Origin of the sequence: Streptacidiphilus albus JL83, assembly GCF_000744705.1 — a bacterium.
In the GTDB taxonomy this organism is placed as follows: Bacteria; Actinomycetota; Actinomycetes; order Streptomycetales; family Streptomycetaceae; genus Streptacidiphilus; species Streptacidiphilus albus.
This window is the reverse complement of the sequence record NZ_JQML01000001.1, coordinates 6,746,732-6,761,883: the sequence shown is the minus strand read 5'-3', so window position 1 is coordinate 6,761,883 and position 15,152 is coordinate 6,746,732. Positions and strand designations below refer to the sequence as shown.

Below are 15,152 nucleotides of genomic sequence, written 5' to 3'. Positions count from 1 at the left end.
GACCCCGAGTGAGGACTGCCACCATGCGCCCAGTCGCACCCCCGCCTGCCCCGGCCGCCCGACTGGTCGGCATCGGCATGGGACCGGGTGATCCGGAGCTGGTGACCGTCAAGGCCGTCCGCCTGCTGACCGAGGCCGACGTGGTCGTGGTCCCGGTGATGGACAGCGGCGAGACCGGCCGGGCCGAGGCCACCGTGCTGCACCACGCCGCCGCCGCCAAGGTCGAACGGATCGTCTTCGCCCTGAACGAGCGTCAGGACCGGGCCCGCCGCGAGGCCGCCTGGGACGCCGCCGGGGCCCGGGTCGCGGAACTGCTGCGGACCCACGGGCTGGTGGCCTTCGCCACCATCGGCGACCCCAACGTCTACTCCACCTTCACCTATCTGGCGCAGACCCTGACCGCGCTGATCCCCGGGCTGGCGGTGGAGACCGTGCCCGGGATCACCGCCATGCAGGACCTCGCCGCGCGCAGCGGCACCGTCCTGGCCGAGGGCACCGAGCCGCTGACCCTGGTCCCGGTCACCGCCGGGTCGGCCGTCCTCCGGGACGCCCTGGCCGGTCCCGGCACCGTCGTCGCCTACAAGTTCGGCCGGCTGGCGGCCGAGGTGAAGGCGGCCCTGGCGGACACCGGGCGCGACCGGGACGCGGTCTGGGGGGCCTCGCTCGGCCTGCCCGACGAACAGATCCGACCGGCGGGACACCCCCTCGACGGTCCGCTCCCCTACCTGTCCACGCTGATCGCACCGGCGACCCGAACCACCCGCGGAGGCAAGCTGTGAGCAGCGCGACCCCTGAGGCCGATCCGACGGCCGAGTCCGAACCGGTCGGCAGGATCACCTTCGTCGGCGCCGGCCCCGGCGCGGCCGACCTGCTGACCTTCCGCGCCGCCCGTGCCATCGCCGAGGCCGACACCGTCATCTGGGCCGCCAGCCTGGTCCAGGAGGAGGTGCTGGAGCACGCCCGGCCGGACGCCGAGATCCTCGACTCCTCGCTGATCCCGATGGAGGACGTGCTCGCGGTCTACGCCCGTGCCGCCGCCGAGGGCCGGAAGGTGGCCCGGATCCACTCCGGCGACCCCTCGCTCTGGGGCGCGGTGCAGGAGCAGTTGGACCGCTGCCGCGAGCTCGGCCTGGAGACCGAGATCGTCCCCGGCGTCTCCTCCTTCGCGGCCGTGGCCGCCATCGCCCAGCGCGAGCTGACCATTCCCGAGGTCGCCCAGAGCGTGATCCTGACCCGGCTCGGCGGCGGCAAGACGCCGATGCCGCCCGGCGAGGAGGTCCGCGACTTCGCCCGGCACGGCACCACCATGGCCATCTTCCTCTCGGCGGCGCGGGCCAAGCAGCTGGTGGAGGAGCTGACCGAGGGCGGCTACCCGCCGGAGACCCCGGTGGTCATCGCCTACCAGGCGACCTGGCCCGACGAACTGGTGCTGACCGGCACCCTGGAGACGCTGGAGGCGCAGGTGAAGGAGCACAAGCTGTGGAAGCACACGCTGTTCCTGGTCGGCCCCGCGCTGGCCGCCACCGGCACCCGCTCGCACCTCTACCACCCCGGCCACTTCCACGGCTTCCGGCGCGCGGATCCCGAGGCGCGGCGCGCCCTGCGGGCCGCCAAGCCATGACCGGCCCCGCGCTGCGCCCGGTGAGCGGCGTACCGCAGCGGTGGATCACGGTCCTGGGCTCAGGGCCGCTCCCCGGACGCCCGGAGCTGGTCGCCGACGCCGACCTGGTGCTCGGCGGACGCCGGAACCTGGACGCGGCCGGCGTGCCCGCCGACCGCGCGCTGGTCCTCGGCCCGCTCGCGCCCGCGCTGGACGCCGTCGCCGCGCTCGCCCCCGCGTCCGCCCCCGCACCCGCACCCGCACCCGCACCCGCACCCAGCGACGGGGCGTCGGCAACGACCGCCCGGGTGCTGGTGCTGGCCTCCGGCGACCCGGGGTTCTTCGGCATCGTCCGCGCCCTGGCCGAGCGCTTCGGGCCGGACGCGCTCGACGTCAGGCCCGGTACCAGCAGCGTCGCCGAGGCCTTCGCCCGGATCGGCCTGCCCTGGGACGACGCCGTGGTGGTCAGCGCCCACGGCCGCGACCCGCGCACCGCCTTCAACGCCTGCCGCTCGCAGCGCAAGACCGCCGTGCTGACCGCGCCCGGCGCCGGACCGGCCGAGATCGGCGCGGCGCTGCTCGCCGTGCCCGGGATCGAGCGGCGGCTGGTGGTGGCCACCGACCTGGGCACCGCGACCGAGCGGGTCGAGGAGCTGACGCCGGCCCAGGCGGCGGCCCGGGACTGGCCCGGCGTCCAGGTGGTGCTCTGCCTCGCCGTCGCGGACGGTGCGGGCGGTGCGGACGGTGCGGTCGGCCCGATGCGCGCGCTGGCCGGGCCGACCGAGGGCCCGGACGGCTGGGCACTGTCCGAGGAGGCGTTCGAGCACCGGGACTCGATGGTCACCAAGGCCGAGGTGCGGGCCCTGGCACTGGCCAGGCTCGGGCCCCGGCTGGGCACCCTGGTTTGGGACGTGGGGGCGGGCAGCGGCTCGGTCGCGATCGAGTGCGCCCGGCTGGGCGCAGCGGTGGTGGCGGTGGAGCGCACCGAGGACGGGGTGCGCCGGATCCGCGCCAACGCGCGGGCGCACGGCGTCGACGTCGGAGTGGTGCACGGAAGCGCACCCGGGGCGCTCGACGGCCTGCCCGCGCCGGACGCGGTCTTCATCGGCGGCGGCGGGGCCGACCTGCCGGCCGTCGTCACCGCCTGCGCCGAGCGGGCGCTGCGCACCGTGGTGGTCACCCTGGCCGCCCTGGACCGGGTCCCCGACGTCCGGGCCGCACTGCTCGCGGCCGGGTTCACCGCCGAGGGCGTCCAGCTCCAGGCCGCCCGGCTGGCGCCGCTGCCGGGCGGGGTGAGCCGACTGGCCGCGATCAACCCGGTCTTCGTGCTCTGGGGCACCAGGACCGCCCCCGGGTCCATACCTGTCGACTCATCAGCAACCACCGCACCATCGGGAGACTCATAGTGATTGGCCTGATCGCGGCCACCGCCGCCGGCCGCCGGTCCGCCGCCCGGCTCGCCGCCGCCGACCCGGAGTTCGCCCTCTACACGGAGCCGACCGTCGCCGCCTCCGTGCGCCGGGCCTGGACCGAGTGCGAGCAGCTGGTCTGCTTCCTGGCGACCGGCGCGACCGTACGGCTGATCGCCCCGCTGCTCGCGGACAAGCACACCGACCCCGGGGTGGTCTGCGTCGACGAGTCCACCCGCTTCGCGGTGGCCCTGGTCGGCGGGCACGAGGGCGGCGCCAACGCGCTGGCCGCCCGGGTCGCCGAGGCGCTGGAGGCACAGCCGGTGGTGACCACGGCGACCGACGCGACCGGCGTCCCCGGTCTGGACACCCTCGGCCTGCCGGTCACCGGCGACCTGGCGGCGCTGAGCCGGGCGCTGCTGGACGGCGAGCCGGTCCGGCTGGTCGCCGACGCCGTCCACCCGCTGCCCGCGCTGCCGCCGAACGTCTCCGCCGACGCGGCGGCGGACGCCCCGACCCTCTGCCTCAGCGACCGGCTGCCGGCAGCGGGATCGACCGTCCCCACCGTCCAGTTGTACCCGCGCAGCCTGGTCGTCGGCGTCGGCGCCAGCCGGGGCGTCCCGACCGAGGAGGTGCTCGACCTGGTCCGCTCCGCCCTGGCCGAGGCCGGGCTCAGCCCGCTCGCGGTCGGCTGCCTGGCCAGCGTGGACGCCAAGGCCGAGGAGCCGGGGCTGGTCGAGGCCGCCCGGACGCTCGGCGTCGAGCTGCTGACCCACCCGGCCGAGGCGCTGGCCGCCGTCGCCGTGCCCAACCCCTCGGCCGCGCCGCTGGCCGCCGTCGGCACGCCCAGCGTCGCCGAGGCGGCGGCGCTGCTGGAGTCCGGGGGCGAACTGGTGGTCGCCAAGCGGAAGTCCGAGCCCGAGGGCCGGGCCGCGATGTGCACCGTCGCCGTCGCCCGCCGCCCGGTGCGCGGCCGGCTGGCCGTGGTCGGGCTCGGCCCCGGCGCGCGCGACCTGCTCACCCCGCGCGCCCGGCAGGAGCTGCGCCGGGCGTCGGTGATCGTCGGCCTGGACCAGTACGTCGACCAGATCCGCGACCTGCTGCGCCCCGGCACCCGGATCGAGGAGACCGGCCTCGGCGCGGAGGAGGAGCGCGCCCGCAGCGCGGTCCGACTGGCCGAGGAGGGCCACGCGGTGGCGCTGATCGGCAGCGGCGACGCCGGCGTCTACGCCATGGCCTCCCCCGCGCTGGCCGAGGCCGGGGCGGACATCGACGTGGTCGGCGTCCCAGGGGTGACCGCCGCGCTGGCCGCCTCCTCGCTGCTGGGCGCGCCGATGGGCCACGACCACGTCTCGATCAGCCTGTCCGACCTGCACACCCCCTGGGAGGTGATCGAGCGCCGGGTCCGCGCCGCCGCCGAGGCCGACCTGGTGGTCACCTTCTACAACCCGCGCAGCCGGGGCCGGGACTGGCAGCTGCCGAAGGCGCTGTCGCTGCTGGCCGAGCACCGGGAGCCGGCCACCACGCCGGTCGGCGTGGCCCACGCCATCTCCCGCGCGGACGAGTGGCACACCGTCACCACCCTGGCCGAGATCGACGTGACCACGGTCGACATGACCACCGTGGTGGTCGTCGGCAACACCGCCTCGCGCACCGTCGCCGGCCGCATGGTCACCCCGCGCGGCTACCGGTGGCAGGGGTGACCCCCGCAGCGAGCTCCGCAGCGACCTCCGCGCCGACTCCCGCCCCGGCCGCCGTCGACCCCCTGGAAGGACTGCCCGGATGACCCCTCGCCAGGTCCACCCCATCGAACGCGAGTCCTACCGTCGGCTGCGGGCCCGCGCCGACACCAGCCACCTGCCGCCGCTGACCCGCGCGGTGGCCGAGCGGATCGTCCACTCCAGCGCCGACCTCGGCTACCTGGACGAGCTGGTGATCGCCGAGGAGTCGGTGCTCCGGTCCGCCGCCGACGCGCTGGCCGCCGGGGCGCCGCTGGTCGCGGACGTCGAGATGGTGGCCGCCGGGATCACCGCCCGCCGGGCGCTGTGCCGGGTGCGCGAGGCCAAGGGCGACCCGGCGACCGGGCTGACCCGCTCGGCCGCCGCCGTCCGGATGGCGCTGGCCGAGGTCGGCCCCGGCGCGGTCTGGGTGATCGGCTGCGCCCCGACCGCGCTGGAGGAGCTGCTGCGGCTGGACGCCCGTCCGGCGCTGGTCATCGGCCTGCCGGTGGGCTTCGTCGGCGCGGCCGAGTCCAAGGCGGCGCTGCGCGCCTCCGGGCTGCCCGCCGTCAGCAACATCTCCGAGAAGGGCGGTTCGGCGGTGGCCGCGGCCGCCGCGAACGCCCTGCTCTACCCCGACCTGTACGACGCCGACCTGTACGACGCCGCCCCGAACGACGCTGAGGAGCCCTCCGTATGAACCCCCCCGCACTGCTGCTGGTCGGTCACGGCACCCGGGACGAGGAGGGCGCGGAGGCGTTCCGTTCCTTCGTCGCCGGGCTGCGCGACCGGCTGCCGGACACCCCCGTCGGCGGCGGCTTCATCGAGCTCTCCCCGCCGCCGCTGGCCGACGCCGTCGCCGAGCTGGTCGCGGGCGGGGCCACCCGCTTCGCGGCGGTGCCGCTGGTGCTGGTCTCGGCCGGGCACGCCAAGGGCGACATCCCGGCCGCGCTGGTGCGCGAGCGCGAGCGCCACCCCGGCACCTCCTTCGGCTACGGCCGCCCGCTCGGCCCGCACCCGGCCCTGTTGACCGTGCTGGAGCGGCGGTTGGACGAGGTGCTGCCGCGCGAGCTGCGCGCGGAGACCACCGTGCTGCTGGTCGGCCGGGGCTCGACCGACCCGGACGCCAACGCCGAGGTGGTCAAGGTCGCCCGGCTGCTGTGGGAGGGCCGGGGACTGGCCGGGGTCGAGACCGCGTTCGTCTCGCTGGCCGCGCCCGACGTCCCCTCCGGCCTGGAGCGCTGCCGGCTGCTGGGCGCGAAGCGGATAGTCGTGCTGCCCTACTTCCTGTTCACCGGCATCCTGCCGACCCGGGTCGAGCAGCAGGCGGCCGACTGGGCGACGGCCCACTCCGGGGTCGACGTGCGGCAGGCGGCGGTGATGGGCGCCTCCGAGGAGCTGGCCGAGCTGGTCCTGGAGCGCTACCGCGAGGCCCTGGCCGGGGACCTGCGGATGAACTGCGACACCTGCGTCTACCGGATAGCCATGCCCGGCTTCGAGGACCGGGTCGGCGCCGAGCAGCGCCCCCACCACCACCCGGACGACCCCGGGCACAGCCACTCGCACGGCAGCCACTCCCATGCCCACTGAGCGGACTGCCACCGAGCGGACTGCCACCGAGCGGACTGCCACCGGTCAGGCCGCCGAGCCGGACCTCCGGCACCACGGCGACCGCGAGGTCGCCGGCGGCGGCCTGGTCGACCTCGCGGTGAACGTCCGCACCGGCACGCCCCCGCCGTGGCTGCGTTCGCTGCTCGCCGACAGCCTGGCGGGACTGGCCGCCTACCCCGACGGCCGCGCCGCCCGCGCGGCCGTCGCGGCCCGGCACGGCCGCCCGGTCGCCGAGACCCTGCTCACCTCGGGCGCGGCCGAGGCCTTCGTGCTGCTCGCCCGGACGCTGCGGCCGCGCCGGGCGATGGTGGTGCACCCGCAGTTCACCGAGCCGGAGGCGGCACTGCGGGACGCCGGCCACCCGGTGGAGCGGCTGCTGCTGCGCCCGGAGGACGGCTTCAGGCTCGACCCGGCCCGGGTCCCGGCCGACGCCGACCTGGTGGTGGTCGGCAACCCGACCAACCCGACCTCGGTGCTGCACCCGGCCGCCGACCTGGCGGCGCTGGCCCGTCCGGGCCGGACGCTGGTGGTGGACGAGGCCTTCGCCGACACCGTCCCCGGCGAGCCGGAGAGTCTGGCCGGTCGCAGTGGTCTGCCCGGTCTGGTGGTGCTGCGCAGCCTGACCAAGACCTGGGGTCTGGCCGGCCTCCGGATCGGCTACGCCCTGGCCGCCGCCGAGACCATTGCCGCGCTCTCCGCCGCCCAGCCGCTCTGGCCGGTCTCCGCCCCGGCCCTGGTCGCGGCCGAGGCGTGCAGCACCCCGGCCGCCCTGGCCGAGGCCGATGCGGCGGCCGAACAGCTGTCCGCCGACCGGGAGTTCCTGCTGCGCGGGCTGGCCGGGATCCCCGGCGTCGAGGTCTTCGGCACCCCGGCCGCCTCCTTCGTCCTGGTCCGGCTCCCCGGCGCGGCGGCACTGCGCGAGCGACTGCGCGAGCAGGGCTTCGCTCTCCGCCGGGGCGACACCTTCCCGGGCCTCGGCCCCGACTGGCTCCGCATCGCCGTCCGCGACCCCGCCACCACCGGGCGGCTGCTGACCGCCTGGGCGGCGCTGCACTCCTAGCCGCTCGGCCTACCCGCCCGGCCTACCCGCCCGGCCTGCCGGCCGGGAGTGTGAAGCGGGCGCAGACGGTCTTTCCGATGTGATCGCGCGCCACCGCTCCGAGTTCCTGGGCAAGTTCGCGGGCCAGCAGTAGTCCGCGTCCACTCTCGTCCTCGGGGCCCGCCGCGACCTCGCAGGGCCAGATCGCGCTGGGGTCGGAGACCTCCAGCAACAAGCTGCCCTCTTCCATGGTCAGTTGGACATGGACGATGTTGGCGCTGGAGCAGACGCGGATGCCGTTGGTCACCAACTCGGAGGCGACCAGGACGAGAGCGTCCACGGTCTCGTCCTGGATCCTCCACTCGTCGAGGACGCTGCGGACCTGGGCGCGGACGCGCCCGACCGATCTCGGCCTGGGCGGGAATGCCATTCCCCAGATCCGCAGGTCTTCGGCTGATCCGGGCTGCGCAAGCGGTCCCACCGCTGCGCACGCGGCGCTGTTCGTAGGGGGTAATGAGGACATCGTGATCCTCCGACTGCTTCCAGAGAGGGCATGCGACTCGTGCAACGCGACAGCTCGCTCGGCATGTCGACGGCATGCAGGAACAGTTGACAATGCATCACCAGTTGGTGACAGCACGTCACAGTCAGCATGAACCCTGATCATGAATCAGCGCAAGCGCATGTAACAGACTGCAAATATGCAATTGGAGCTACGCTGCCATGGGCGGCTCGCAGGTGTGGGTACCGAGTAGCGCGTGACCTCAGTCAGCGGGCAAACTGACCAACGGAACATCCGGGAGGGCAACACAGATGACTGCACCGACAGTCCGTCGCCGGCAACTCGGCGCCGAACTGCGCAAGCTTCGCGACAGCAAGGGCCTGTTCCTGGAGGACGTGGAGCGGGGCACCGGCATCGACTCGGCCAAGCTCTCCCGACTGGAGACCGCGAAGAGCGCCGCCAAGCTGCCCGACATCGTCAGACTGCTGGACTTCTACGAGTTCGAGGGCGACGGCCGGGAACTGCTCCTGTCGCTGGCCAAGGACGGTGGGCAGCGCGGCTGGTGGCTCGCCTACCGGGACCGGCTCTCCCCGTTCAACTGGGACCTGGTCACGCTGGAGGACGGCGCATCGAGGATCATGGCCTACCAGCCGTCCCTGCTCCACGGACTCCTCCAGACCTCGCCGTACGCGCGGGTGGCGATCAAGGCGACGCGACTGGAAGACCGGGGGACGCCGATCGAGTCCCAGATCGAGATCCGGATGGCCCGGCAGGCGGTGCTCACCAAGCCGAACCCGCCGACCTTCTGGGGCGTGATCCACGAGTCCGCCCTGATGATCCGGATCGACAACGTGGCAGTGATGCGCGATCAGCTCGACCGGCTGCGACACATGTCGGAGATGCCCAACGTCGAGATCCAGATCATGCCGGCGAATTCGGCGCCGCACCCGGGCCTGGGCGGTGCCTTCACCATCCTCGGCTTCTCCGAGCAGCACGACCTCGACGTGGTCCACACCGAGGGTCTGCTGAACTCGATCTATGTCGAGGACAGGGCAGAAGTCGAGTTGTACGCTGCGGCCTTCCAGAAGATCACGGCCGAGGCCATGCCCCTGGACGCATCGCTCCGTTTCATCACCGAACTGAGGGACAAGATCAGTGAGTAAGCACATCGAGGACGCCTCCACCCTGCCCGTCAGCTGGACCAAGTCGTCGGCGTCGGGGAACGACAACAACTGCGTCGAGATCGCCTCGGCCGACGGTGCAGTGTTCATCCGCGACTCCAAGAACCCGACCGGCCCGGCCCTCGCCTTCACCCGCTCCGAGTGGGCCGCTGCCCTGGCCGGCGCCAAGAGTGGCGAGTTCGACGCAATCTGACGCTTCCAGTCCGCTCCATAGGTCTCCGTGCCACCCCCGCCGGCGGCACTGAGGCCTTCCTCGGCGAGCCCTGACGGCGCCCGCTGTCGGTCGCTCTGTCGCAGCCTGCTGACATGATTGTCCGAACAGTGCGGGCGAGAGGGCGGGCATGGACCTGGCGGTGGAACAGGTGGCACGGGAGATCACGGCGGAGGTCGTGGCCCAGGCGCCGGAGGGCTGGACGGAGTGCGTGCTGCGGGGGCACGGGAGCCGGATGAGCACCGGCCTCTCCGGAGGCGGGTACGTCGTGCCGAGCCGTCCGGGCCTCTTCTTCGGGCTGCCTTCCCCGCACCAGGGCCTCGCCAAGTTGGCGTCCTCGTTCCGGGAGACCCACGGCTGGGAGTCCATCGTCCTGGAGTTGACCTGCCGCCCGTCGGGCGGCTTCGAGCTGGTGGCGTTCCGGGGCGCGCTGCAGCCCGGGAGCGGCTACGAGGACGGTTGGACACTGACCGTCGATCCCGGCTTCCAACTGTCCGAACCGGGCGCAGCCGACGGAGAAGAACCGTCCGGGCTGCGCCAGGCCGGGGACCCGGCGGAGGCCGTCCAGCGGCTGCGGGACGTACTCCGGCAGCACGCCGAACGCGTCGGCGCGGAAGCGGAGATGCCCGCGCCCGTCACCGAGGCTCAGCTCGCCGCCGCCGAGCGCCACCTCGGCCGACCGCTGCCCGCAGACCTTCGGGCGCTCTACCTGGAGGCAGACGGGGATGGCGGCAGCGAGGCGCTGGCCGGGTACTGCTGGCTGCCGCTCAGCGGGGCCCTGGCCGCGCGCGACGACTACATCGGAGTCCCGACCTGGTTTGACTGGGAGCTCGGCTGGCGCCAGGTGGTCTTCGACGCCGACCCGCCGAACACGGTGCGCCGTTGCTCGGGGCATCCGGGCTGGCTTCCGTTCGCCACCTGGTTCGACGGCAACTTCTTCGCGGTCGACCTCGCGCCTGCCGCAGACGGCCGTCCCGGTCAGGTGATCGAGGTCGGCCGCGACTTCAACGACGGTCCGCGCTATGTCGCTTCCTCCGTCACCGCCTGGCTCGGCCAGGTCCTGGGTCGGCCCGATCCCCACCCCGCGCAGCAGTCCGGGTACGGATCGCGCCAGTTGGTGGTCTCAGCTCTGGACGAGCAGCTCGCGTCGGGTGTCCAGGCGATCCATCTCAATGACGCCGCGTCGCCCGTTGACCTCGTCCCGCTCTCCGCCACACCGCACCTGCGGCGCCTGCACCTCAACCGCTGCGCCACCACCGACCTGTCCCCCGTGGCAGCACTTCCCGTCGAGGATCTGGCCATCGACCTCGCCTCCGAGGCCGACCTCATGCCGCTCGCCGGCCACCCGCACCTCGCCTCACTCGCCGTCGGCTCGGAGACCCCGATCGACCTCGCCCCGCTGCGCACCCTGCCTGCGCTTCGCTCCCTCGACCTGTCCCGTTGCCCCACAACGGACTTGGCGTTGCTGGCCGATCTCCCCGGCTTGCGCTACCTCGCCCTCTCCGCAACCCAGTGGACAGCCCTGATCGGCGTCGGCCGCCTTCCCGCCCCCCTTGCTGGCGCCCGCCTGGCCGGAGCCCCGCCCCTCACCGCCGCCCTCGACCTGCTCGCTGCCCTCGGCGTCGACACCTCCACGGCCTACCGCCTCTCCGGCACCGTCGAGGACGCCTCCTGACGCCGTGACCACAAGCCGGCCAACCGGGCTGGCGCAATGCGGTCACAGCGCCAGCCAGGCCGGGCCCTGTCCGGCTAGCGCTATCTGTGCACCTTTCCAGTCCAGAGGTTCATATATCTGAATTGTGTCCAAGCTCTTGACTGGACCCCGCCTCAGGCCGTGTGATGTCCTCGCAGCGCCGCACTGCTCCCTCGCGTGCCCCTGTGCATCAACCAACATGCCCTAAAAGCGAGTTGAGGACGGACGCCATGGACGTGAACAGCGGAAATGCACGAGTCGCGGTCGGCCCCGAGGTACGCCGACGGCACCTGCTCGGCGCGGGTGCGGCGGTCGCCGGGGCTGCGGTGATCGGGCTGGGCAGCGGAGCGACCGCCGCCCGGGCGGCTAGCCCCGCGCCCGGGACGCCGGTGCCAGGGACAGGCGGATCCGATACCCTGGACGTCTTCGACCAGCTGCGCGACACCTGGTCGGACATCCTCACCGGCGGCAGCGCGGTGGACCCGGCCGACCCCGACTACGCCGCCTCGATCGCCTACCTGGACAGCCTGGTCGCCGCCGACGCGGCGCTGTACGACAACTCGGCCACGCCGGCCGGGATCTACACCGACCTGCCGTTCGTCCGGATCGAGTACATCAGCCTCAGCTACGGCCGGCTGCTCAACACCGCGCTGGCCTGGGCCACCCCCGGCTCGGCCAACTACCGCTCGGACACCGTGCTGGCGAAGATCGTCTCTTCACTGGAGACCATCAGCACCGAGTACTACAACGGCAGCAAGCCCCAGGTCGGCAACTGGTACCACTGGGAGATCGCCGCCCCGCAGGACCTGGTCAACATCTGCGCCGTGCTCGGCGACGCGCTGCCCGCCGCCGACCTGGCGACCTACCTCGCCACCGTCGCGGTGTTCTCCCCCGATCCGACGCTCCAGCAGGGCACCGTCACCACCACCGGCGCCAACCGCACCGACATGTCGCAGATCGTCATCCTGCGCGGCATCCTCGGCAGGGACGCCGCGCTGATCGCCTCCGGCCGGGACGCCCTCTCCGGCGCCTTCCCCTATGTCACCGTCTCCGACGGCTACTACCGCGACGGGGGCTTCTTCCAGCACACCGTCATCCCCTACAACGGCCACTACGCCTACGTGGTGCTCGGCGACATCAGCCAGCTGCTGGTGCTGCTCACCGGCAGCCCCTGGCCGATCACCGACCCCAATCTGTCGGTGGTGCTGGACGCGGTGGACCTCAGCTACGCCCCGTTCATGGAGAACGGCCTGGTCATGGACAGCGTGCGCGGACGCTTCCTGTCCCGGGAGAACGAACGCGACCACGACGGCGGGCACTTCATCACCGAGGCCATCTGCCGGATCACCCCCTTCGGCTCCCGGGACCAGCAGAAGCGGTGGAAGTCCCTGGTCAAGGGCTGGGTGGAGCGGGAGACCTTCGCGCCCATCGCCGCCACCTCCACCCCCGAGCGGACCGCCCTGCTGAAGACGGTGCTGGACGACCGCCGGGTGCGCGCCGCCGAGCCGCCGGTCGGGCACCTCCAGCAGCCTTCGATCGGCCGCGCGGTGCACCGCCGCCCCGGCTGGACCTGGGCGATCGGCCTGTCCAGCAGCCGGGTGGCCCGGATGGAGGCCATCAACGGCGAGAACCAGAACGGCTGGCACGTCGGTGACGGCGCGACCTGGCTCTACAACGCCGACAACGGCCAGTACACCGACAACTTCTGGCCCACCGTCGACGCCACCCGGCTGCCCGGGGTCACCGCCGACACCCTGCCGCTGGCCCCCGGTGCCGGTACCGGCACCCTGCCGCCGACCACCTGGTCCGGCGGGGCGGAGCTGGACGGCAGCTGGGGCGCGATCGGCCTGGACCTGGTGCCCTTCGGCTCGCCGCTGCGCGCCCGAAAGTCCTGGTTCTGCCTGGACGACAGCGTGGTGGCGCTCGGCGCCGGGATCACCGGCAGCAGCGGCTTCACCGTCGAGACCACGCTGGAGAACCGCAGCCTGCACGGCGACGGCACCAATGCGCTGACCGTCGACGGACAGGTGCAGCCCGGCACTCCGGGCTGGAGCGCGGCCTTCGGCAGCGGCGGCGGCTGGGCCCACCTGGACGGCGTGGCCGGATACGTCGTCCCGGCCGGCACCGGTGGCACGGCCGTGCTGCGGGCGCTGCGCGAGCAGCGGACCGGCAGTTGGGCTGCGATCGACAACGGCCCCAGCACCGCCGGGACGACCGTGCCCTGCACCAACACCTTCGTCACCCTGTGGCTGGACCACGGGGTGAACCCCACCGGAGACAGCTACGTCTACCAGGTGCTGCCGGGTGCCACGGCCAAGGAGACCGCCCGCAGGGCCGCGCGGCCGGACGTCACCGTCCTGTCCAACACCACGTCCCTGCAGGCGGTCCACAGCACGGCGGCGGGTCTGACCGCCGCCAACTTCTTCGCCGCCGGTGCTCTCCCCTCCGTGAGCACCAGCGGCGCGGCGTCCGTACTGATCCGTGCGGACGCGGCGGGCCGGCTCCGGGTCGCGGTGAGCGACCCGACCTGCACCCAGACCTCACTGACCGTCACCCTCACCGGGGCGAGCGGCTATCGGCGCGCGGTCAGCGACGACCCCGGCGTCTCCATCGCCCTGGGCGGGGCGGCGCCGGTGATCACCCTGGATCTGACCCAGGGCCTGCCGGGAACGGCCCGCACCGTGCAACTGTCCCGCTGAGCCGACCCCCCGGCCCGGCCGGACAGCGCCCGGTCGGGCAACCTCAGGAGGAACGGCGACGGCGACGGACCACGAACATCGCCGCCGCACCGCCGCCCAGCAGCACCAGCCCGGCCCCGCCGATGGTGGTGGCGTCACCGCCGCCGCCGGTCTCGGCCAGGCTGGTGGTGCCGCCGGCCGGGTCGGCCGCATCGGAGGAGTCCGCAGCCGGCACCGCGTCCACCCCGCTGGAACTCGCCGACGGCGCCGGGTCGGACCCGGACGGGCTGCTCGCCGACGCGCCGGGCGCCGAGGACGCCGAGGCGGACGGGGTCGAGGACGAGGACGGCGAGCCCTGACCCGAACCGCCGCCTGAGCGGGTGGAGCCGCCCGAGCCGCCGGAGCCGCCGTTCGAACCGCCGCCGCCCTGGCCGGGATCGGCCCTGGTGCAATCGGCGGCGGCCAGCTGCACCTGGCCGGTGACCGCCGCCACGTTGAGGTTCAGCGGATTGACCGAGACCTCCAGGTCGAGGGCGACGGCGGCGGCCGTGGTCGAGGTGGAGCTCCGCTTGGACAGCCACAGACTCACCTGGCCGAGCCCGGGGACCTTGACCAGCGTCGGACCGGTCGCGGTGACCGACACGGTCTCGCCCAGGACCTTCACGTCGCCGACGAACCGGACGTCCGCGCTGGGCCGCCCGTCGGCCGGGCAGTCGGCCTCGGCGTGCACGGCGTCCAGTCCGAGCAGCGAGGTGCCGAGCAGCCCCGGCAGGCCGACGCTGGCGTTGGCCAGGTCGACGGTGGCCTTCGAGCCGTTGGCGTCGGCGGAGGCGACCGACTGCGCGACCTTGGCCCGCACCAGCGTGAGCGGGCCGCCGACGCCACCGTTGTCGCCCTTCACCCCCTGGACACCGGCGGTCAGCAGGGTCTCGTTCTCGGAGCCGGGGGCCTGAACGGAGTTGAGGCTGACGTTGACCGGGATGTCCACGGTGCCGTTCAGCAGATTGACGTCCAGGTCGAGTGCGGCGACGGTGGCGGAGGCCGTGCCGACGGCGGGACCACGGCCGGCACCGCTGCCGGCGAACGCGCTCGGGGCCGCGCCCAGCAGGGCGCACGCGGTGAGCGCGCCCAGGGCGGCGGCGGGACGGACGGATGCGTGCATAGAGGAAACCCCCACAGGAAGATGCAGGGCGCCCACCCCCATGGAACCCAGGGCGCCCACAGGTGATCTCGGACTCGGCCTATCCTTGGCGAACCCTGCGTCACTCTGACGGCACACAGCGTCAGTTCACCCAAAAGAGTGACGAAACCTCGGTTTCCCCAAAAATCACTCCTGATCAGGGCAGCCGCCCGTCAACCGGACGTCCCCCCAGGCCCACGGTCCCCCAGGCCCGCAGCCCGGCGCCCAGGCAGCCGGCCAGGTCGCCGAGTTCGGAGCGGACCAGGACCGGCACGCGCCGGAAGGTGAGCCGCTCGGCCGGCCGGACCCGGACCGGATCCAGCAGCAGGT

General features: G+C 73.7%; 13 protein-coding genes. 11 read left to right on the top strand and 2 right to left on the bottom strand.

Going from position 1 to position 15,152, the window contains the following annotated elements:
* The first annotated feature begins 23 nt into the window (after positions 1-23).
* The 7 genes from cobI to cobC all read left to right on the top strand — a co-directional run bounded on the left by cobI (position 24) and on the right by cobC (position 7,398).
* Complete coding sequence (gene cobI / locus BS75_RS29745; protein ID WP_034090473.1) at positions 24-779, top strand: precorrin-2 C(20)-methyltransferase; 756 nt, start codon at positions 24-26, stop codon at positions 777-779.
* A complete protein-coding gene (gene cobM / locus BS75_RS29740; protein WP_042436611.1) occupies positions 776-1,621 on the top strand; it encodes a precorrin-4 C(11)-methyltransferase in 846 nt (281 codons plus the stop codon). Before cobI ends, cobM begins: the two co-directional genes overlap by 4 nt.
* Positions 1,618-3,006, top strand: a complete 1,389-nt coding sequence (locus BS75_RS29735) for a bifunctional cobalt-precorrin-7 (C(5))-methyltransferase/cobalt-precorrin-6B (C(15))-methyltransferase (RefSeq protein WP_042436608.1) — start codon at positions 1,618-1,620, stop codon at positions 3,004-3,006. The genes cobM and BS75_RS29735 overlap by 4 nt, the downstream gene beginning before the upstream one ends.
* Positions 3,006-4,712: a precorrin-3B C(17)-methyltransferase gene (cobJ, locus tag BS75_RS29730; RefSeq protein WP_034090472.1), complete on the top strand. Its 1,707-nt coding sequence runs from the start codon at positions 3,006-3,008 to the stop codon at positions 4,710-4,712. The genes BS75_RS29735 and cobJ overlap by 1 nt, the downstream gene beginning before the upstream one ends.
* Before the next feature lie 79 nt (positions 4,713-4,791).
* On the top strand, positions 4,792-5,427 hold the full coding sequence (locus BS75_RS29725) for a precorrin-8X methylmutase (RefSeq protein WP_081982701.1): 636 nt from the start codon (positions 4,792-4,794) through the stop codon (positions 5,425-5,427).
* Positions 5,424-6,317 (top strand): sirohydrochlorin chelatase, encoded by an 894-nt coding sequence (locus tag BS75_RS29720; RefSeq protein WP_034090471.1) that lies wholly within the window; start codon positions 5,424-5,426, stop codon positions 6,315-6,317. The genes BS75_RS29725 and BS75_RS29720 overlap by 4 nt, the downstream gene beginning before the upstream one ends.
* Entirely contained in the window at positions 6,307-7,398 is a 1,092-nt protein-coding gene (cobC, locus tag BS75_RS29715) for an Rv2231c family pyridoxal phosphate-dependent protein CobC (RefSeq protein WP_034090470.1), read from the top strand. Before BS75_RS29720 ends, cobC begins: the two co-directional genes overlap by 11 nt.
* Positions 7,399-7,420: 22 nt before the next feature.
* Here cobC and BS75_RS49530 read toward each other — a convergent pair whose 3' ends face one another.
* Entirely contained in the window at positions 7,421-7,807 is a 387-nt protein-coding gene (locus BS75_RS49530; RefSeq protein ID WP_042436605.1) for an ATP-binding protein, read from the bottom strand.
* Positions 7,808-8,190: 383 nt separating this feature from the next.
* Between BS75_RS49530 and BS75_RS29705 the strand changes: the two genes are divergently transcribed.
* The 4 genes from BS75_RS29705 (at position 8,191) to BS75_RS29690 (ending at position 13,663) form a co-directional block, all read left to right on the top strand.
* Positions 8,191-9,042: a helix-turn-helix domain-containing protein gene (locus BS75_RS29705; protein WP_034090469.1), complete on the top strand. Its 852-nt coding sequence runs from the start codon at positions 8,191-8,193 to the stop codon at positions 9,040-9,042.
* The gene (locus BS75_RS29700) at positions 9,035-9,253 is read left to right on the top strand and encodes a DUF397 domain-containing protein (protein WP_034090468.1); all 219 of its coding nucleotides are present in this window, start codon (positions 9,035-9,037) and stop codon (positions 9,251-9,253) included. The genes BS75_RS29705 and BS75_RS29700 overlap by 8 nt, the downstream gene beginning before the upstream one ends.
* 160 nt (positions 9,254-9,413) lie before the next feature.
* Entirely contained in the window at positions 9,414-10,946 is a 1,533-nt protein-coding gene (locus BS75_RS29695) for an SMI1/KNR4 family protein (RefSeq protein ID WP_231607920.1), read from the top strand.
* 248 nt (positions 10,947-11,194) lie between these two features.
* Entirely contained in the window at positions 11,195-13,663 is a 2,469-nt protein-coding gene (locus BS75_RS29690) for a polysaccharide lyase 8 family protein (RefSeq protein WP_042436603.1), read from the top strand.
* Between the two features lie 43 nt (positions 13,664-13,706).
* Here BS75_RS29690 and BS75_RS29685 read toward each other — a convergent pair whose 3' ends face one another.
* A complete protein-coding gene (locus BS75_RS29685) occupies positions 13,707-14,804 on the bottom strand; it encodes an SCO1860 family LAETG-anchored protein (protein WP_034090466.1) in 1,098 nt (365 codons plus the stop codon).
* Between the last annotated feature and the right edge of the window lie 348 nt (positions 14,805-15,152).

Excerpts from the sequence above, each read along its gene's own strand:
- BS75_RS29725 (WP_081982701.1), top strand. The coding sequence starts at position 4,792 with ATGACCCCTCGCCAGGTCCACCCCATCGAACGCGAGTCCTACCGTCGG.
- BS75_RS29705 (WP_034090469.1), top strand. The coding sequence starts at position 8,191 with ATGACTGCACCGACAGTCCGTCGCCGGCAACTCGGCGCCGAACTGCGC.
- BS75_RS29720 (WP_034090471.1), top strand. The coding sequence starts at position 5,424 with ATGAACCCCCCCGCACTGCTGCTGGTCGGTCACGGCACCCGGGACGAG.
- BS75_RS49530 (WP_042436605.1), bottom strand. The coding sequence starts at position 7,807 with ATGGCATTCCCGCCCAGGCCGAGATCGGTCGGGCGCGTCCGCGCCCAG.
- BS75_RS29735 (WP_042436608.1), top strand. The coding sequence starts at position 1,618 with ATGACCGGCCCCGCGCTGCGCCCGGTGAGCGGCGTACCGCAGCGGTGG.
- cobI (WP_034090473.1), top strand. The coding sequence starts at position 24 with ATGCGCCCAGTCGCACCCCCGCCTGCCCCGGCCGCCCGACTGGTCGGC.
- BS75_RS29685 (WP_034090466.1), bottom strand. The coding sequence starts at position 14,804 with ATGCACGCATCCGTCCGTCCCGCCGCCGCCCTGGGCGCGCTCACCGCG.
- cobC (WP_034090470.1), top strand. The coding sequence starts at position 6,307 with ATGCCCACTGAGCGGACTGCCACCGAGCGGACTGCCACCGAGCGGACT.
- BS75_RS29690 (WP_042436603.1), top strand. The coding sequence starts at position 11,195 with ATGGACGTGAACAGCGGAAATGCACGAGTCGCGGTCGGCCCCGAGGTA.